This window comes from Acinetobacter sp. 1294596, from assembly GCF_000582925.1.
GTDB classification, from domain to species: Bacteria; Pseudomonadota; Gammaproteobacteria; order Pseudomonadales; family Moraxellaceae; genus Acinetobacter; species Acinetobacter radioresistens.
The window spans coordinates 12,671-30,898 of record NZ_JFCC01000013.1 but is presented as its reverse complement, the minus strand read 5'-3'; the positions used below and the strand labels follow the sequence as shown (position 1 = coordinate 30,898).

Here is an 18,228-nt window from a genome sequence, read left to right as displayed (position 1 = left end):
ATCGACAGTTTTAGACGGTATAACCCGGACGATCTGAAGTCAGGCTACCGGCAAGCAGCTTTTCAGCTTCACTTCTATAATAAATTCCTTTCTCGCCACTTAGCTGAATTCCGAAACCTTGAGGTCGAATTCCATTCTGTTTGCGGGAAATCCAGATGACTTTGCCAGTCAAGGGTACTTTCTGAGCTTGTCCAGGCAAAGTAGCTAGCACAAAAACCTCTTCACCCATTTTTACTGGCTGTTGTGATGGAATAAACAGACCACCACCCTGAACAAAACCCATATAACTGGCCTGCAAGGTTGCCCGGTCAGGTATATTCACCTGAATAATACCGCCCATACGTGGTTGCATCGACTTTCCCCTTAAGTCTTAAACATTCATCAGCCTGATGAACAGTTGATCCAGAACCAAGTTAACCTGTACATTCTGCTCAGTAAGCTGCTTGGATTTTTGCAAATCTGAATAGATTTCGAACAAAACATCAAGCGAATAATGTTCAGCAACTGGCTTCAGGTTAAGATCAACATTCTTCAGGTTTTGATTTAGCTTGACACAAATCAGATCACACAACAAGTATTCAAACATAGTGATAAATTCAGGAAATGTCAGCTCTTTATGCCATTTTGATGCAAAGAATACCGGCATATTTTTTTGAGCTACCAGTTTTTCCCAATCTTTAAGAAATTCCTGGCGCTTCGGCAACCATGCAGAGTCAGCCAACTCTAATGCCTGTAAAGGCATATCACTGGACAGATTCATTAAAAGCTGCAAATTTTGCTGGTTCAGGTCAGACAAGTTGGGACGGATATACTGTTCTGCCTGTTCAGTACTGATTCGATCCAGTGCATAGTGCTGCAGTCGACTGCGAATAGTTGCCGGTAACTTTAAATAATGATCAGCCAGTAAAATAATGACAATGCGCTCCCCTGGTTCTTCCAAAGTTTTAAGCAATGCATTTGCCGCAGCAATATTGAGTGCTTCAGCTGGCTCAATCATTATAACGCGCCAGCCCTCACCAGTTTGCTGTACGAAAGGCTGTAAATCGCGTATTTTTTCAATGCGAATTTTAGCATTCTGTTTTTTATTTTCTTCATCGGTCGAAATATGTACATAGTTGGGATGTGTATCTGATTTTAACCACTGACAACTACTACATTCCCCACACGGTCCTTGAGCTTGCTTATTCTGGCAAAGTATCCAGGCGAGAAAATGCCGGCTAAAAGCTTCTTTACCACAGCCAGATTTGCCGTAAAACAGTAGCCCATGACCGATGTCAGGAAAACGCCGTGTCAGTGTTTCCCATACTGGCTGCTGCCAAGGATAAATCCGGGATTGCTCAAGAACATTTTCCATATTACTTGTTCCAGCAGTTATTCAAAATAGGAAATATCCAATGCATTTAGCCGATCAAGATCAGCCTGAGTATCTACACCCGGTGGCAAGTTAGCCATAGCAACAGCAATTGCAATACGATGGCCATTTTCCAGTACACGCAGCTGCTCTAGACTTTCCAGTTTTTCAAGCGGTCCCATATCCCAACCTACATAAGCCTGCAGCAGGCTCACACGATATGCATAAAGCCCCAGATGACGAAAAGCCTGCGTATGTAACTGCGGTATAGTCTGCCGGGCAGCATCACGATCATAAGGAATAGTGGCTCGACTAAAATACAAAGCCTCTCCATGAAGGCTTTTTACCACTTTAACTATACTGTCACGCTGAAACTCATCAAGCTCATGAATCGGCTCGCATAAAGTCGACATTGAACATTGGGGCTGATCTATTAATAGCTGTGCAACCTGTTGTACCAGTTGAGCCGGCAATAAAGGTTCATCACCCTGAATATTAACAATAATATCATCACTTCCCCAACCCTTGATCCGTGCAACTTCACTCAAGCGGTCCGTACCTGATGGATGATCTGAACGGGTTAACACCACATCCACATTTTCGTCCCGACACACCTCTGCAATACGCTCATCATCAGTTGCCACACATAAATCATCGAATCCCTGAACTTTACGGGCCTGATCTACCACACGTAAAATCATTGGACGTCCATGAATTTCCAGAAGCGGTTTACCTGGCAGACGTGAACTTGCATAACGTGCAGGGATGACGATGTGTTTCATAAAAAGACCTTAAGAAATCTGTATATCATATTGACCAAGCTGTTGTTCCAGCAGTGCATAACAAGCAGAAGATAATATCGCATCGACTGGCACGACCCAAATCTGCCTTTTAAATTCTGGAACACTCTTTAGAAGTTGGCGGATTTTTACTGCATCTTTTTCAGTAGTAATCAGCGGTTTCAAGTCACCAAATTCCAGATCTTTAAGCTGGTAATCATGATGATCTGCGTAGGCATGATGATAAATCCGATTAATGCCCAGTGAAGCGAGCGTCTGATAAAAGCGCTCAGGAAAACCGATACCTACAACTGCATGAAATTCCAGAGTGGCATCAAATCTCTGCTCTTTTCCTGCACCAGGATTAAGCAAATAAGGCTGTCCAGGCTCAAGATGCATATTAAATACAGACTGAGGATGCTGAGCATGTTCAATTACAGTAGCTTTCTGCAGACGGCTCTTCGGTTCGCGTAAGTATCCTTCTGGCAGGAGTTTTTCATTGCCTAGGCCACGGTTATTATCCAGTACAACCCACTCAATTTGCCGGCCCAATGCCCAATGCTGTAGCCCGTCATCACTAATGATCAGATCAAGCGAATGATGTTGCAATAACAGTTCAATATTAGCTTGCCGGTTACTGCCTACTGCCATTGGTATACCGGTCGACTGTACAATCAGGCAAGGTTCATCACCAACCTGCTCAGGTGTGGAGTGAACAGAAACCTGTGCTGGAAATGGTCCTTTGCCTCCATATCCGCGGCTGATCACCCCCACTCGCACCTGCTTACTCTGCAAATATTTAACCAGATGAATCAGCAGTGGTGTCTTTCCACTGCCGCCCACGGTAATATTGCCAATAACCATAACCGGCACAGGTGAGTGATAGACTTTCTTTAAACCTGTCTGATAGAACCAGCGGTTTATCAAAAATCCTCCACGATACAAGCATGCCAATGGTCTTAAAATAATCAGCCAAGCAGCCTGCTTATTCCATGCATCTTGAATCAACTGGGCCATTGACATGGATCAGTTTTCCTCAAAATTACGCTGATGCAACTGATAATACGCGCCATGCTTTTGCATCAGTTCCTGATGGTTACCCTGCTCGACAATACGGCCTTTATCCATAACCACAATCCGGTCTGCATTCTCAATAGTAGATAAACGATGTGCAATAACAATAGTGGTCCGTTCTTGCATAGCCTTATCAAAGGCTTTTTGAATGAAATGCTCAGACTCATTGTCGAGTGCACTGGTAGCCTCATCCAGAATCAGAATTGGAGCATTTTTCAAAATAGCACGGGCAATTGCAATACGTTGACGCTGACCACCTGAAAGATTAAGTCCCTGTGCACCCAGAATGGTGTCATAACCTTGCGGCAAACTCATAATAAAATCATGGGCATAGGCTGCTTTTGCAGCTGCAATGATCTCAGCCTCACTTGCCCCTTGTAGCTGGCCGTAAGCGATGTTGTCTCGCACGCTACGATTAAATAGTACGACCTGCTGGTTTACCATTGCGATTTGAGAACGCAAGGCTGTCAGTTCGATTTTTTGAATATCGAAGCCATCTAGTAAAATTTTTCCGGAACTGATTTCCTGAAAACGTACCAGCAAATTCACCAGAGAACTTTTACCTGCACCAGAACGTCCAACCAATGCTACTGTCTCACCAGCTTTTACATTAAGACTAAAATCATAAATAGCCTGTGAGCCATCACTATAAGTCAAGTTTACCTGATTAAATTCAATATTGCCTTTTAGTACAGGTTTTAAATCACCTGTATTTTTTTCTTCAGGCATATCCAGTAATTCAAATACTGAATAGGCAGCAGCCATCCCCCGCTGCAACTTTTCATTAATATCTGTTAGAGACTTGATCGGCTTAGCCAGTAATCCGGCAGCTGTAATATAAGCGACAAACTCGCCTGCTGAAGTATTACCCAGAACCTGTGGGCGCAAAGCAATCCAGATGATAATACTCATTGCAATTGCCATGATCAGCTGAACAATTGGGCTATTCATCTGCTGTACAATGACCATTTTCAGGCCACGTTTCAGGTTTTCATTAGAATGATGATAAAAACGCTCCTGCTCAAAGGCCTCTCCACCAAACCCTTTTACGACTGCATTGCCATTTACACTTTCCTGTACAACATGGTTAATATCACCCATAGTATTTTGCACCTGTACGGAAAGCTTGCGCATCCGTTTAGCCGCTTTGCGGATCAACAGTCCAATCAGTGGTGCGAAAATCAAGATGCAGATAGTTAAACGCCAGTTGGTATATAATAGATAACCAATTAGGCCTAATGTAATGAAACCGTACTGAACTAGTGTTTTTAAAGATTCAGAAGAAGCAGCTGTAAGTTGCTCCACGTTATACATGATTTTGGCAGTAATCTGCCCGCTGTTATTGTCCAGATAATACTGGGCAGGTAAACGCAATAGTTTGGCAAACACCTCTTGCCGGATCTGAAAAATCAGACTACGTGAGATGACAGCTGTATAGTAGCCGCCAATAAATAGCCCCAATCCACGGAAAAAAATCAAGATAATAACCAGAAATGGAAACCAGTTTAAATTCTGCTGGTTCTGGTGCTGAATGGCATTAATGATATATTCAAGCAGCTTGGCAACTGATACCTCTGTAGAAGCATTAATACCAAAACCGACGAGTACAAGTAAAGCTGCCCCCCAGTAAGGCTTTAAATAAGACAGGAGACGCGCATAAACTTTAAAATCTTGCTTCACTAATAACCTCGGGTAGGGAGCTTGGTACTAATATTGACATTTACAAAGCCCAGCTGTCCGGCCGTATCCATCACACGGATTACATCCTGATGGGTGGCCTTGGCATCAGCCGCAATAATAAACATCAAATCACGCCGGTCTTCAGCAACCTGCTTGATTGCTGCGCTTAAATCAGCCACTTCTTTACTGGACAAAGCTTGTCCATTGACTGCGTAATGGCCGGAAGAGTCTACCATAACCTCGATTTTTTGATCGTATTGTTTTGGTGGAACACCCTGTGCATCTGGCAGGGTCAGGTTAAGACGGCTTTGCTGATTAAATGTCGTAGACAAAAGCAGAAATACCAGAATAAATAGTAGGCAGTCGATCATGGGAGTCAGGTTAATCTGGATATCTTCCACTTGAGAGCGCTTGAATTTCATGATATTTGACCTATTTAGCCGACTTTTCGCAGCTCTGAACCAGCTGTACTACTATAGAACAATGCTGCATGAAATAATGTTGACTGCTGCTCAAGCTCAGCCACATATTCCTGTACCAGTCTTTGAAAGAATCGATAGGCGAATAATGCAGGAATAGCAATCAGCATACCCGCAGCAGTGGTAATCAGGGCTTTAGAAATACCCGGTATCATAAGACCCGGGTTACTGGTCGTACCTAGATCAATCACCAGAAAAGATTCAATAATACCCAGCACCGTACCCAGCAGCCCAAGTAATGGGGCTACTGCGCTCAAGGTACCCAAAAAATTAATATTCTTTTCCAAATACCCAATTTCCTGAGAGGCTTTCGCTTCCATCTGGGCACGTGCAAACTGCTCACTTTCTTGCCGACTCGCATAGCCTGCCAGCAGAATCTGCCCCAAAGTGCTAGCCTGCAGGTTTGGGGCATGGCTTAACCTGTCGATTACTGGAGCAATATCTTGGAGATGACGTAAAATCAGCTCTACAGGAATCACTTGAGAGCGCTTTAAACGGATAAAGCGCTCCAATGTAATAGCTATGGTAAAAATAGAACATACGACGAGCGGCAGCATTAGCCAGCCGCCAGCTTTAACAAGTTCCCACATGCTGTATACCCCAAATCAAACTATCTTTTTATATTTTTAAACTGTTAATCGGCCAGACAGATATTCAAGATACCATCAAGCTCATCAAGCGAATGATAATGGATCACCAGTTTTCCTTTACCTTGCTTGTTGTAATCAATTTTGACATCTGCACTGAAACGTTCAGAAAGCCGCTGGGTGAGCTGCTCAAGATCAGCTGACATTGACGTTTTATTTTTTTCCTGTTTTGGTGTGTTCCACTCACGCACCAGTTGCTCGGTCTGACGGACTGAAAGACTTTTTTCAATAACGGTATCAGCAGCTTTTAACTGATCTTTAGATTTTAGGGTCAGGATTGCACGCGCATGTCCCATATCCAGCAAACCTTGTTGCATAAAGTCTTTTACTGGCTCAGCCAGGCTCAGCAAACGCAACAGGTTACTTACGGTAGTACGGGCCTTGCCTACTGTTTCGGCTATTTCCTGATGGCTTAAACCGAATTCATCATGAAAACGCTGTAATGCTATTGCTTGGTCAATTGGATTCAGATCCTGGCGCTGAATATTTTCAATCAAGGCAAGCGCAATTGCTACCTGGTCATTTAAGTCACGAACAATTGCTGGTACTTCAGTCAGCCCCGCCAGCTGCGCTGCACGCCAGCGGCGTTCTCCTGCAATAATTTCATAGGGACGCTTTTCATCATCAACCGGGCGTATAACAATCGGCTGCATAACCCCATGCTTCTCAATTGAAGCGGCCAGTTCCTGCAGATCTTTTTCCTCAATAAAACGGCGCGGCTGGTATTCACCCCGCTTAAGCAGATGCACATCAATCTGTTTAAGCTGTCCATGATCCAGTGATTGAGCTTCTAGCTGCAACTTCTCTTTTTGAATCGAACCTAGTAAGGCATCTAAACCACGGCCTTTGGCCAATCCGCGCTTTTTGGTGGTCATGCATTACTTCCTTTTTTTAGCTTGGTCTTTTTAAGAATTTCGGCTGCAAGATTCAAATAAGCTACTGCACCTTTAGAACTTTTCTCAAAATAAATGATAGGCAAACCATGCGCTGGTGCTTCAGCCAGTCGAACATTACGTGGAATAACCGTCTCGTAGAGTTTTTTGCCAAAATACTGTTCCAGTTCAGCCGAAACATCACGGGTCAGGGCATTTCGGGCATCATACATGGTACGCAATACACCCACAATTTGCAGGTCAGGATTAAGCGCCTGCTGAATACGGTCAATTGTCTGCGTGAGATCTGCCAGTCCCTCAAGCGCGTAATATTCACACTGCATCGGAATGACGACACCCTGCACTGCAGCAAGCGCATTAACGGTGATCAAGCTCAGACTAGGCGCACAATCAACAATGATATAATCATAAGACTTTTCAATATCTTTTAAAGCTTCCCGCAAAATATATTCACGGCCTGGCTGTTCAGCGATCGCCAGCTCTACCCCAGCAAGGTCACGATTGGCCCCAAGAACTTTATAACCTACTTCTGCTTTGGTAATTGCCGTTTCAATGGATACTTCACCCAGCAGTACATCTGTAACTGAATAAAGCAGATCATTTTTCTGCACACCAGAGCCCATCGTCGCATTGCCCTGTGAATCCATGTCTATCAGCAATACACGTTTTTTTAATACTGCAAGAGAAGCTGCCAAGTTGACGGCAGTTGTGGTTTTTCCTACGCCACCTTTCTGGTTTGCAATCGCAATAATCTGAGCCATGCTAACCCCAATCCTAAAAATCTTTTAAATACGTTTTAATAAAAGCAGATGCCGCTGTTCATCCAGACGTGGAACTTGCAGTTCAATAATCTGGCAAGAAAAGTTTTCTGCAAGAGCAGCGACTTCCTCATGTGGAACTAACCCTTTCATAGAGGCAATCACACTTCCGCCATGCATATAAGGTTCTGAAGCCAACACAAAATCTGTCAGTGACGCAAATGCACGGCTGGTGATCACATCAAACTGGCCAAGCTCATGAATACTTTCTTCATTTTCTACACGGGTTTGCACTGCAATCACATTTTTTAGTTTCAGGTCAGCAATAAACTGTTTGAGAAAACGGATTTTTTTGCCATTTGAATCTAGCAATACACATTCACGTTCTGGCTGACACAAGGCAATAATCATGCCTGGCATGCCACCTCCGGTACCAATATCCAGCAGACGTCCAGACGGCAGATCTTTCAAGATGCTTAAACTGTCCAGTAGATGTTTTACCAGCATTTCTTTCGGGTCACGGATTGCTGTCAGATTATAGGCTTTATTCCAGAGTACCAGTGCATCCTGATACTGCAGCAACAGACCTAAAGTCTCATCATTCAAGCTTAGCCCCAAGGCCTGACTGCCCTGTTTTAACTCTTGGAAAAACGGATGCATAAACAAGCAACATCTCAGAAAAATTAAGTGAAGTATACCGATTTCTAGTTCATGACACAGTATCTAATGACTAGTGATTATGCATTTGGTCATACAAGCCCTGCTGAATTTGCTGATCTAGAGCATTCAAACGCTCTGGTGTACCCACATCAACCCAGATTCCTTGCATTTTTTCAGCACTCACCTGTTGCTGTTGCATAGCTTCTTTTAATAGCGGGGCAAGTGGACGCTTACCAGGTTCCAGCCCAACAAACAGCTCTGGCGAAAGAACAGCAATACCACTATAAGTCAGTGCCTCACCAGATTTCGCCTGTGCAAAGGTATAGGCATGCCCCTGAGATAATATAAAATCACCCTGAGGATGCTGAGGCGGATTGTCAACCAGTACCAAATGTGCAAGATGTCCAGTTAACTCAGTCTGCAGCAAAGGTGCAAAATCCATCGTAGTCCAGACATCACCATTGACCAGAATAAACGGCTCATGATCCAGCAGAGGTAAAGCATTGATAATTCCACCAGCCGTTTCCAGTCCTTCACCCTCATGTGACCAGAGGATATTGACTCCAAAGGCTGAACCGTCACCTAGAGCATCAACGAGCTTTTCGCCTAGCCATGCCGTATTGATGACAATATCACGAACACCGATACGCTGTAATTTTTCAAGATGCCAGACTATAAGTGGCTTTCCACCAACTTCCAGTAAAGGCTTGGGCGTGGTCAGTGTGAGTGGCCGCATCCGGTTACCCAGACCCGCTGCCAGAATCATTGCTTTCATCAGGCAGCCACCTCATATATTCCGTATTTTTGGGTAAAAGCAGGCATCACACGCTGACGTATAAATTCCACAAACGCTTCAAGTTCAGTATAGCCCTGACTTTCTTCTAACAGATACCACATCACACGCGGGAGATCTTTTAAGTAACCCGCCTTACCATCACGCTCAAACAGACGCACAAAAATACCTAGTATTTTAATGTGCCGTTGAATGGCCATGAGGTCAGCATCACGCTTAAAGTCTTCAAAGGTACGGTTCAGTTTTGTACTGGCCGGCAAAAGCTCATAAAATGTCTTGAACCATTGATATACACGCTCTGGTTGCCACTGTACATAAGCATCACGGGTAATGGAGATAAGGTCATAAGTATCTGCACCAATTACCGCATCCTGAAAGTCGATAATCCCTAGCTCTTGCCCATCTTCAAGTTTCATTAAGTTACGGCTATGAAAATCACGATGTACGATCACCTGTGGCTGACTTAAAGCAGCTTCAGATAAAAATTTAAATGTCTGATCAATAATTTTCTGTTCTTGCGGAGAGGGTACAATACTTAAGGCAGGCAGCATCCAGTCTGTCAGCAACTGCATTTCAGACAGTAATTTCTCCTGAGAATAAAGCGGAAACTGGCCTTTTCCGTCAATTGATTGCAGCTGTACCAGTTGCTTGAAACTCTGCAAATAATATTGATCTACAGTCTCTTCATTTAGCAGGGTAGAAAGCAGTACATCACCAAAATCTTCCAGCAGTAAAAATCCCTGTTCCAGATTTTTTGCAATAATCTGCGGCACCCGCACTCCATGAGCAGCAAAAAATTCATCTATATGAACAAATGGAGCACAGTCTTCTTTTTCTGGCGGCGCATCCATGAGCATATAACTTTTATTCTGATATTTTATACGTGCATAGCGGCGAAAGCTGGCATCACCTGCTAAAAAATTAAGCTCAAACTCATCCGAGTTCAGTACAGTTGTAATCCATGTTTGTATCAATTGTTCACGTTGTGTATTCATTTGCAATAAAATCTAAAACAGGCTGAGTTTTTTAAAGGATTAAGTGTAGCTAGTTCTGCACTTTTTCTCTATGATGCCACAATAATTAATTGCGAAAAGCATACTTGGTTAATGAGACAAATGAAGCATAAGTTTAAATTTAATCCTTTAGCGACTGCTATTTTGACCCTTTTATGTGGTAGCTCCATATCAAGTTATGCAGAGCAGTCAGAACCCTTTTCAACAGTAAGCAATAACCAGCTCAAAGAAAGCATTAATGAAGCTTACCCAGGGCAACAGTTTTTTGAACAATATTATGTTGACAAAAGTGCACCTGAGGCACAACTAAGAAATACTCAGGCCTTAAGTTCTGCATTTTGTCAGGGCACATGGATTACACCAGTTAGTCCGGACAATAACGCACCTGATCCAGACAAGGTCACCTCTGTGATTACTGCTGATTATGGCTATTACAATCCGCAAAGTGATTCGACACTTGAAGGTAATGTGGTAATTGATCAAGAGGGGCGCAGCATTCGTGCAGACAAAGTCACTCTTGACCAGACACAAACCTATGCGAATGCACAAGGTCGGGTACAACTGGCTCAAGGTGGGCTGCTAGCACAAAGTGACCAGATTAACTATAACCTCAAAACACAGACGGGCGACCTGAACAATAGTTTTTATATTGCAGAGCAACAGCATGCTCATGGTCATGCAGAGAAAATTGAACGAACCTCCCCTACAGTTGCAATACTCAGTAATGCCAGTTATACCACCTGCCCGCCAGGTGAAGCACCAGCCTGGAGGCTGCAGGCTGACCGGATCGAGCTTAATCAGGAGACCGGGCGCGGGGTAACAACCGGAACAAAATTATATGTAAAAAATACACCTGTGCTGGCTGTGCCCTACTTCAATTTCCCAATTGATGACCGGCGTACAACTGGTATTTTAAACCCCCAGTTCGGTTTCTCAAATGACGGTGGACTAGAGCTCTCTGTTCCGGTATATCTCAATCTTGCACCAAATTATGATGCGACCATTACGCCACGCTATCTTGCTGATCGTGGCCCTATGGCTGAGGGAGAGTTCCGCTATTTAACTGAAAACTTTGGTGAGGGACGTGTTTGGGGAGGTTATCTTCCTTCTGACAAAGAATATAACGATGAAGACCGTAAAGAATTTCATTTTTTACATGACTGGGTCATTAACCCGTATTGGTCAACCAATCTTGAATATAATTATGTCTCTGATAAAGACTATTTCGCCGACCTGGATTCAAGTCCAAACAGCAAAACCGATCTGAACCAGCGCCGCGCCTGGGTAATTAACTATCGCAACCAAATTCCAGGCTTGAAAGCTCAACTTAAGGTCGAAGACTTTCAAACACTGGATAAAGACATTAAGGATGAAGACCGGCCGTACGCTCGACTTCCTCAATTCCTGCTGAATTACGTCGGGGGAAACCCTCAGGGCCTACAGTATGAATTCAACAATGATACCGGCTATTTTAAAAAATCAATTAATGATGATTCAGATGTTCTGGAAAGTAGTGGTACCCGTATCTATAACCAATTTGCGGTTCGTTATAACTACCGCAATCCATGGTCCTTTGTAATTCCGGAAGTATCTTTCCGCTCTATTAATACTTTCTATGATCGCGACTCTCGTGAAGACCGTGGTATTGAAGCAGATTCTCTGACAAAAAGTGTAGCAGTACCGCAATTTACACTCGATACCGGCCTACTGTTTGAGAAAGAAGGAACTTTCCTGCAAAGTATTTCTCCGCGCCTTTTCTATGCTTATGCGCCGTATAAAGATCAGAATGATTATCCAAACTTTGATACGACTACAGCCTCTATCAGTTATGACCAGTTGTTCAACCCTTACCGCTTTTACGGACATGACCGCTTAGAAGACAATAATTTTCTTTCTCTGGGTGTAACATACAGCCTGATGGATCAGATAGGTTTGGAAAGACTGCGTGCCAGTGTAGGACAAAGCTACTTCTTTGAAGACCGCAGAGTAACTTTATATAATGAGGATGAGCTGGATCAAGAAAAACGTACGGGGCCGGTACTCAGCCTGAGTAGCCAGCTGAATCAGAATTTCACAATTAGCGCCAATTCAGCCTGGATGTCTAATGGTGAAAACTCGCAGCGAGATTTTCAGGTTTACTACACCGGTAATCAGGGCAATCTTTACAATCTTGGCTATTTTTACCGCAAAGATATTCCAAACCGCCAAGACAGCTATGACCAGGTGGTTGCATCGTTTATACAACCTGTTTATAACAATTGGCGTATTATGGGCCATGTGCAATATGACATTGATCAGGATGTAGCACGTGAATATCTGCTCGGTGTAAATTATGAATCCTGCTGTTGGGGCGTGTCAGTATATGGCCGCTCTTATTATAATGATCTAGATGACATCAATGAGCCGGGTGTTAAACCGAAACGCGCTGTTATGGCCGAGTTCACCCTCAAGGGATTAGGGGGGCTAAATAATAAACTGGCCTCTTTACTTGAAAGTCGCGTTTTAGGTTTTAGTAAAATTAATCAATCTTGGACACAACGTTAATGAAGACAAAGTATTTTAAACAATTCTTTAAAGCCACTGCGCTTGCCTTAGTCATTTCTTCATCAATGCAAAGCTTTGCACAACCTGTAGATGAGGTTGTTGCGATTGTGGACAATGGTGTCATCCTAAAAAGTGATTTGATACAGGGCGTAGCTGAACTTAAACATCAGCTGGAAACCCAGAAACGTGAAGTTCCTCCACAGGCGTTTCTGGAAAAACAGGCTTTGGACCAGCTGATTTTGCGTCAGGCCCAGCTTGAACAGGTACGACGCTATAACGTTAAACCTGATGAAAAGAGTTTAAATGAAGCAGTGATGAAGGTTGCCAGTCAGTCCGGCACAAAAACCCTAGAAGCCTTTCAGCAAAAGCTTGATGCTATGGCTCCAGGAACATATGAATCATTACGTAACCGTATTGCTGAAGATTTAGCAATTAATCGTCTTCGCCAGCAACAGGTTATGTCCCGCATCAAAATCAGCGACCAAGATGTAGAGAATTTCCTGAAATCTCCACAAGGTCAGGCGGCACTGGGTAGTCAGGTCCATGTCATTCATGCCCGGATTACTCCCAAAGACAAACAGACTGCTAATGTTGAAAGTGTTGCGCAGCAAGTAAAAAATGCTTTAAACACAAGTAATGATATTCAGGCTATCAGTAAGCAATATTCAGATACTAAAGTTCAGGTAGAAGGTGTAGACATGGGCTTTCGCAGCCTAGCAGACATACCTGCCGAACTTGCAGCTCGCGTAAGTGCCTTACCTGTCGGCCAAACTACCGAGCTGATTCCGGCACGTGATGGTGTGCATGTTCTAAAAGTGTTAGAACGTAAGACAAGTGAACAAAAAGCATTAGTCCCTCAGTATCAGACCCGTCATATTTTGATTCAGCCATCTGAAGTGGTCAGTCCAGAAAATGCTAAACACATGATTGATAATATTTATAATCGTCTTAAAGCTGGTGAGGATTTCACAGTATTAGCTTCTACTTTTTCAACAGATACTGGATCAGCACGTGACGGTGGTAGTTTGGGCTGGGTAAGCCCTGGTGTAATGGTGCCTGAGTTTGAAGAAAAAATGAAAAGCACTCCTGTCGGCCAGGTGAGTGCTCCTTTCCAGACCCAGTTTGGATGGCATATTTTACAGGTGACAGATACTCGTCAGCAGGATATGACAGAAGAATACCAAGAACGTATGGCTCGCCAAATTATGGGGGAGCGGCAGTTTGAAACCGAGCTTGATAGCTGGCTACGTGAACTGCGTGCCAATGCTTATGTTGAAATCAAACAACCTAATCTGGACAGTAACTCCTAGTTAAGCTGAAAAAAAGACACTGGTAACAGTGTCTTTTTTAATAACTAAACTTAAAAGTTTTAAGTCAATGTTTGATTAATAAAAAAAGCTCCTTTTTTAAGGAGCTTTTTTTATTACTTATAAATTAACGATTATTGGTATCGTCATCTTGGCTATCTTCAAATTTCGAGTCATTATCGAAGCCTGAAGTCGATTGGCCGCCGCCAAAACCGCCTTGACCGCCACCAAAGCCACCTTGAGCGCCGCCAAAGCCACCTTGATGGCCTCCACCAAAGCCGCCTTGTCCACCAAAGCCACCGCCTTGTCCACCAAAGCCCCCTTGTCCACCAAAGCCGCCGCCTTGACCGCCGCCAAAGCCACCGCCCTGACCGCCACCAAAGCCACCACCTTGACCGCCGCCAAAGCCACTGCCTTGACCGCCACCAAAGCCGCCAGCTCCTTGAGCCCCTGCAGGTGCACCTGCAGGACGAGGATTACGCGCTGGAACTACTGTAGAAATCGCATGCTTATAAACCATCTGGCTTACAGTATTCTTCAATAAAACAACATACTGGTCAAAAGATTCAATATGACCTTGTAGCTTAATACCGTTAACAAGGAAGATAGAAACAGGAATACGTTCTTTACGGAGAGAATTCAAGAACGGATCTTGTAAAGTTTGACCTTTAGACATTTTATAACTCCAAAAAAATTAAAATCAGCGCAAAAAACTATCTTTATTTTTCAATTAAAAATTATAAAAAAGACAGTAGTTAAATTTTGCTTTATCTATAACAGTTTCGCAAGTCTTGTTGAGCCTGCTTAAGCGTCTCGTAAGTTTTAAATTGGTGTAATTCTTGCAAAGAGCGTAACCAAGTGTATTGACGTTTTGCCAGTTGTCGTGTTGCAAATAAGGTCTTATCCTCCATTTCATGTTTACTTTTAATAGTTTTATCACTTTTTAATAGAAAATCGATTACTTGGCGGTATCCTACACTACGCATTGAAGGCAAGTTTTCATTTAAATCGTATTTTTTAATCAATATCTCTACTTCATTTAAAAATCCGATTTCCCACATTTTTTTTAATCTTTTCTCAATGCGCTCATGCAATTCTAATCGATTAGGTAGTAGGGCATGATTATAAAATGTGTAACGATATGGTAAATTTTTTGGCTGTTCGGCCTGTAGTTTTGTAATAGGCTGGCCAGTGATATAAAAAACTTCCAGTGCACGAGTTATACGCTGTCTATCACTTACTCTAAATTTTTGTCCTGCTAAAGGATCTACTTCACATAGTTCAGCATAGACTGCTTCCCAGCCTTCGTATTCAGCCTTTTGCTCAATAGTTTTACGGATAGCCTGATCTGCATTTGGTAGATTAGTTGAAAGACCTTCAAGTAAAGCTTTAAAGTAGAGCATAGTTCCACCTACCAGTATAGGTGTTTTTTCTCTGGCGTGTATATCATCAATGAGCGGACAGATGTCTTCCACAAACTGTGCAGCTGAATATACTTCTAGTGGGCTAATAATATCGATCAGATGATGCGGATAAAGAGCCTGCTCTTCCTTGGTAGGTTTGGCTGTACCAATATCCATATCTTTATAAATTAGTGCCGAGTCAACAGATATCAGTTCAAATCCGCCCTGTTCATACAGCTCACATGCCAGCGCCGTCTTACCGCTTGCCGTTGGGCCCATTAAATTGATGACGGGTAGTACGCTAGACATGTACAACTACTCTCCTCGAGCAAATAATTTATCTAATTGAGTTAAAGGAAACGCACGCCAAGTTGGACGGCCATGATTACACTGGCTGGCAAATTCAGTTTGTTCCATTTGACGAAGCAATGCATTCATTTCAGAGAGACTAAGTTGCCGATGTGCACGTACTGCTCCATGGCACGCCATACCAGCCAGAATCTGGTCACGTTTTTGCGTAAGACCGCGCGCTTCATCACTTGGGTCAAGATCATTTAAAAGTTCAGGTATTAATGTATTGAAGTCGGCTTTTTGTAAAATAGCAGGAACACCTCTTACTATCACCTGCTCATCTCCATACTGGTCTATATCCAGCCCCAAACGTTCCAGTTGTGGTTTCAACTCTTCAATACGTGCTGCCTGCATACGCGTAATTGAAACAACTTTAGGAATGAGTAATTGCTGTGCTATCCAGAATTCAGATTGATCCCAGGCAGATTTCATTTGCTGTAACAAAATCCGCTCATGGGCTGCATGCATATCAACAATAATTAAACCTTCAGTATTTTGTGCCAAAATATAAATACCATGCAGTTGAGCAATTGCAATTCCCAATGGAAATTCATCTACATGATCCGATACTACCGATGCAGCCGGAATAACAGGCGCTTGAGTACTCTCTTCCCTTAATGGTGACAGATAACTCTTTAAGGCGTTATTTAACTGCTGAGAGCCGGCATAAGGCCGCTGGGGTGCATATTGTACAGTACGCGGTGCACTCGCCTTAAATTCGGTCAGTAATTCGGTAGATATTTCAGTTTGGGGAGCTGCTATGCCCAGAGCTGAAGCCTCGGGCTGTGTCGGACGATGTAACTGAAACTGTTCCTGGTGACGCGGCTGTGGGTTATAAGAACCAGTCGTGGTATGTATAACTGATTCAGCTTTCATTGCTTGGGCAAGGTCAGCAGTTGCAGTTTGGAACTGTGATAAGGTTTCTTTTGCATAGTGCCGCACAAATTCGTGAACTTCACGTTGATTTAGAAAACGGATTTCATGTTTTGTAGGATGAACATTCACGTCGACATTTTCTGGGTCGACTTCCAGAAACAATAAGTATCCTGCATGCTGATGGCCATGCAAAATACCATCATATGCCATACGTAATGCATGTGAGATGGTTTTATCTTTTACAATTCTTCCGTTTACATAGACATACTGCAAGTCTGCCTGAGGACGCGCATCAGATGGATGACCAAGCCAACCCGAAAGATGCATGTTAATACTTTGCGCATCAATCCAATAAGCATTTTCAGTAAATGAGCGACCCAGCAACTGCTGGACACGTTGAGAGCGCAGCTCTCCACTATCAGCAATTGGCAGGTTTAAACGGATACTGTCATTATGTTCAAGAACGAAACGCACATCAAAATGCGTAAGCGCCATGCGACGGACGATTTCCTCAATATGCCCGAACTCGGTGGTCGGTTTTTTCAAAAACTTCCGACGGGCAGGCACATTAAAAAACAAGTCCTGTACACGAATGTGCGTCCCTTTTTGTGCTGCGACTGCCTGAATCTCCTGGTGATCAAAAGCAGTACCATTAACTTCAACCTGATAGCCAATACCTGAGTCATCTTGACTACTGCATAAACTCAAGCGTGATACCGCAGCAATTGAAGCCAAGGCTTCACCCCGAAACCCCAAGCTGGCTATTGCATATAAGTCTTCAGCAGACTGGATTTTACTGGTTGCATGTCGCATCACTGCCAGTGCAAGATCTTCAGGATGTATTCCACGTCCGTTGTCAATAATTTCAATTAGAGTACTGCCACCTTGGGCGACCCGGATAATCAGCTCGGTAGCACCAGCATCAATCGAGTTTTCCAGTAACTCCTTAACCACAGAAGCAGGCCGCTCAATTACCTCACCTGCAGCAATCTGGTTTGCAAGAGCAGCATCAAGCGTATGAATACGGCGCAAACCGCTTTCATCATGCGACATTCATTTTTTCCCGTAATTTATTAAACAGCTCAGCCGATTCAGTTGAAATACTTACCTGACGTTGCAGGTCATCGTCTGATTTTAAAATATCAATAATGAGGTCAGCTTGCGGAATTTCACTTCCACCTTTGGAAGGCCATTCAAATAAAAACAGCGCATTCGGAATTTCCAGATAATCATGGATCCCCATCAGTTCCAGCTCATAGGGTCATGCAGACGATATAAATCAAAATGAAAAACATCACGACCTTGTATCGTATAAGGCTCGACCAAAGTATAGGTAGGACTTTTTACAGCACCCTGATGGCCCAATGCTGTCAAAAAATAACGGCTGAGTGTTGTCTTGCCGGCACCCAAATCTCCGACCAGATATACAACACCTGAATTAAAATGCTGAGCCAATACCTGAGCCAGCTTTTGTGTATCATCTTCACTATTTAAAGTCAGGCTAAAAGTATACTGCATAAGGCTCACATCATGTTCCAATCTTGCAATTATGATAGCATTGCCCCGCCTTAAAGCCTATGCTGCCCTATACTATATTCATTAATTTTAATCTTGACCGGT

General features: G+C 43.3%; 17 protein-coding genes and 1 pseudogene. 2 read left to right on the top strand and 16 right to left on the bottom strand.

Annotation, left to right across the window (positions count from 1 at the left end):
- Positions 1-10: 10 nt before the first annotated feature.
- The 12 genes from J502_RS06975 to J502_RS06920 form a co-directional block, all read right to left on the bottom strand.
- Positions 11-352, bottom strand: coding sequence for a PilZ domain-containing protein (locus J502_RS06975; protein ID WP_005014707.1), 342 nt, complete (start codon positions 350-352; stop codon positions 11-13).
- A gap of 18 nt (positions 353-370) precedes the next feature.
- Positions 371-1,354, bottom strand: coding sequence for a DNA polymerase III delta subunit-related protein (locus J502_RS06970; protein ID WP_005014708.1), 984 nt, complete (start codon positions 1,352-1,354; stop codon positions 371-373).
- 17 nt (positions 1,355-1,371) lie between these two features.
- A complete protein-coding gene (gene kdsB / locus J502_RS06965; RefSeq protein WP_005014710.1) occupies positions 1,372-2,133 on the bottom strand; it encodes a 3-deoxy-manno-octulosonate cytidylyltransferase in 762 nt (253 codons plus the stop codon).
- 9 nt (positions 2,134-2,142) lie between these two features.
- The gene (gene lpxK, locus J502_RS06960) at positions 2,143-3,153 is read right to left on the bottom strand and encodes a tetraacyldisaccharide 4'-kinase (RefSeq protein ID WP_005014713.1); all 1,011 of its coding nucleotides are present in this window, start codon (positions 3,151-3,153) and stop codon (positions 2,143-2,145) included.
- Between the two features lie 3 nt (positions 3,154-3,156).
- Positions 3,157-4,884: a lipid A export permease/ATP-binding protein MsbA gene (msbA, locus tag J502_RS06955; protein ID WP_034683563.1), complete on the bottom strand. Its 1,728-nt coding sequence runs from the start codon at positions 4,882-4,884 to the stop codon at positions 3,157-3,159.
- Positions 4,884-5,306 carry an ExbD/TolR family protein gene (locus J502_RS06950; protein ID WP_005014717.1) on the bottom strand — a complete coding sequence of 141 codons (423 nt, stop codon included), beginning with the start codon at positions 5,304-5,306 and terminating at the stop codon, positions 4,884-4,886. Before J502_RS06950 ends, msbA begins: the two co-directional genes overlap by 1 nt.
- Before the next feature lie 14 nt (positions 5,307-5,320).
- Positions 5,321-5,953 carry a MotA/TolQ/ExbB proton channel family protein gene (locus J502_RS06945; RefSeq protein ID WP_034683561.1) on the bottom strand — a complete coding sequence of 211 codons (633 nt, stop codon included), beginning with the start codon at positions 5,951-5,953 and terminating at the stop codon, positions 5,321-5,323.
- Positions 5,954-5,997: 44 nt separating this feature from the next.
- Positions 5,998-6,885, bottom strand: coding sequence for a ParB/RepB/Spo0J family partition protein (locus J502_RS06940; protein ID WP_005014719.1), 888 nt, complete (start codon positions 6,883-6,885; stop codon positions 5,998-6,000).
- Positions 6,882-7,664 carry a ParA family protein gene (locus tag J502_RS06935; protein ID WP_034683560.1) on the bottom strand — a complete coding sequence of 261 codons (783 nt, stop codon included), beginning with the start codon at positions 7,662-7,664 and terminating at the stop codon, positions 6,882-6,884. Before J502_RS06935 ends, J502_RS06940 begins: the two co-directional genes overlap by 4 nt.
- A gap of 24 nt (positions 7,665-7,688) precedes the next feature.
- Positions 7,689-8,321, bottom strand: coding sequence for a 16S rRNA (guanine(527)-N(7))-methyltransferase RsmG (gene rsmG / locus J502_RS06930; RefSeq protein WP_034683557.1), 633 nt, complete (start codon positions 8,319-8,321; stop codon positions 7,689-7,691).
- A gap of 70 nt (positions 8,322-8,391) precedes the next feature.
- A complete protein-coding gene (murU, locus tag J502_RS06925; RefSeq protein WP_034683554.1) occupies positions 8,392-9,096 on the bottom strand; it encodes an N-acetylmuramate alpha-1-phosphate uridylyltransferase MurU in 705 nt (234 codons plus the stop codon).
- Positions 9,096-10,109 carry an aminoglycoside phosphotransferase family protein gene (locus tag J502_RS06920; RefSeq protein ID WP_034683553.1) on the bottom strand — a complete coding sequence of 338 codons (1,014 nt, stop codon included), beginning with the start codon at positions 10,107-10,109 and terminating at the stop codon, positions 9,096-9,098. Before J502_RS06920 ends, murU begins: the two co-directional genes overlap by 1 nt.
- 120 nt (positions 10,110-10,229) lie before the next feature.
- Between J502_RS06920 and J502_RS06915 the strand changes: the two genes are divergently transcribed.
- The gene (locus J502_RS06915) at positions 10,230-12,671 is read left to right on the top strand and encodes an LPS-assembly protein LptD (RefSeq protein ID WP_034683550.1); all 2,442 of its coding nucleotides are present in this window, start codon (positions 10,230-10,232) and stop codon (positions 12,669-12,671) included.
- Complete coding sequence (locus J502_RS06910) at positions 12,671-13,981, top strand: peptidylprolyl isomerase (RefSeq protein WP_034683549.1); 1,311 nt, start codon at positions 12,671-12,673, stop codon at positions 13,979-13,981. Before J502_RS06915 ends, J502_RS06910 begins: the two co-directional genes overlap by 1 nt.
- 124 nt (positions 13,982-14,105) lie before the next feature.
- Here J502_RS06910 and hfq read toward each other — a convergent pair whose 3' ends face one another.
- The 4 genes and pseudogenes from hfq to tsaE all read right to left on the bottom strand — a co-directional run bounded on the left by hfq (position 14,106) and on the right by tsaE (position 18,126).
- The gene (hfq, locus tag J502_RS06905) at positions 14,106-14,654 is read right to left on the bottom strand and encodes an RNA chaperone Hfq (protein WP_034672301.1); all 549 of its coding nucleotides are present in this window, start codon (positions 14,652-14,654) and stop codon (positions 14,106-14,108) included.
- Positions 14,655-14,745: 91 nt separating this feature from the next.
- Positions 14,746-15,690 carry a tRNA (adenosine(37)-N6)-dimethylallyltransferase MiaA gene (gene miaA / locus J502_RS06900; RefSeq protein WP_005014735.1) on the bottom strand — a complete coding sequence of 315 codons (945 nt, stop codon included), beginning with the start codon at positions 15,688-15,690 and terminating at the stop codon, positions 14,746-14,748.
- A gap of 6 nt (positions 15,691-15,696) precedes the next feature.
- On the bottom strand, positions 15,697-17,661 hold the full coding sequence (gene mutL, locus J502_RS06895) for a DNA mismatch repair endonuclease MutL (protein ID WP_005014736.1): 1,965 nt from the start codon (positions 17,659-17,661) through the stop codon (positions 15,697-15,699).
- A pseudogene (gene tsaE / locus J502_RS06890) lies at positions 17,651-18,126 on the bottom strand (tRNA (adenosine(37)-N6)-threonylcarbamoyltransferase complex ATPase subunit type 1 TsaE). The gene mutL and the pseudogene tsaE overlap by 11 nt, the downstream one beginning before the upstream one ends.
- Positions 18,127-18,228 lie beyond the last annotated feature (102 nt).

Excerpts from the sequence above, each read along its gene's own strand:
- J502_RS06975 (WP_005014707.1), bottom strand. The coding sequence starts at position 352 with ATGCAACCACGTATGGGCGGTATTATTCAGGTGAATATACCTGACCGG.
- J502_RS06970 (WP_005014708.1), bottom strand. The coding sequence starts at position 1,354 with ATGGAAAATGTTCTTGAGCAATCCCGGATTTATCCTTGGCAGCAGCCA.
- kdsB (WP_005014710.1), bottom strand. The coding sequence starts at position 2,133 with ATGAAACACATCGTCATCCCTGCACGTTATGCAAGTTCACGTCTGCCA.
- lpxK (WP_005014713.1), bottom strand. The coding sequence starts at position 3,153 with ATGTCAATGGCCCAGTTGATTCAAGATGCATGGAATAAGCAGGCTGCT.
- J502_RS06950 (WP_005014717.1), bottom strand. The coding sequence starts at position 5,306 with ATGAAATTCAAGCGCTCTCAAGTGGAAGATATCCAGATTAACCTGACT.
- J502_RS06945 (WP_034683561.1), bottom strand. The coding sequence starts at position 5,953 with ATGTGGGAACTTGTTAAAGCTGGCGGCTGGCTAATGCTGCCGCTCGTC.
- J502_RS06940 (WP_005014719.1), bottom strand. The coding sequence starts at position 6,885 with ATGACCACCAAAAAGCGCGGATTGGCCAAAGGCCGTGGTTTAGATGCC.
- J502_RS06935 (WP_034683560.1), bottom strand. The coding sequence starts at position 7,664 with ATGGCTCAGATTATTGCGATTGCAAACCAGAAAGGTGGCGTAGGAAAA.
- rsmG (WP_034683557.1), bottom strand. The coding sequence starts at position 8,321 with ATGCATCCGTTTTTCCAAGAGTTAAAACAGGGCAGTCAGGCCTTGGGG.
- murU (WP_034683554.1), bottom strand. The coding sequence starts at position 9,096 with ATGAAAGCAATGATTCTGGCAGCGGGTCTGGGTAACCGGATGCGGCCA.
- J502_RS06920 (WP_034683553.1), bottom strand. The coding sequence starts at position 10,109 with ATGAATACACAACGTGAACAATTGATACAAACATGGATTACAACTGTA.
- J502_RS06915 (WP_034683550.1), top strand. The coding sequence starts at position 10,230 with ATGAAGCATAAGTTTAAATTTAATCCTTTAGCGACTGCTATTTTGACC.
- J502_RS06910 (WP_034683549.1), top strand. The coding sequence starts at position 12,671 with ATGAAGACAAAGTATTTTAAACAATTCTTTAAAGCCACTGCGCTTGCC.
- hfq (WP_034672301.1), bottom strand. The coding sequence starts at position 14,654 with ATGTCTAAAGGTCAAACTTTACAAGATCCGTTCTTGAATTCTCTCCGT.
- miaA (WP_005014735.1), bottom strand. The coding sequence starts at position 15,690 with ATGTCTAGCGTACTACCCGTCATCAATTTAATGGGCCCAACGGCAAGC.
- mutL (WP_005014736.1), bottom strand. The coding sequence starts at position 17,661 with ATGTCGCATGATGAAAGCGGTTTGCGCCGTATTCATACGCTTGATGCT.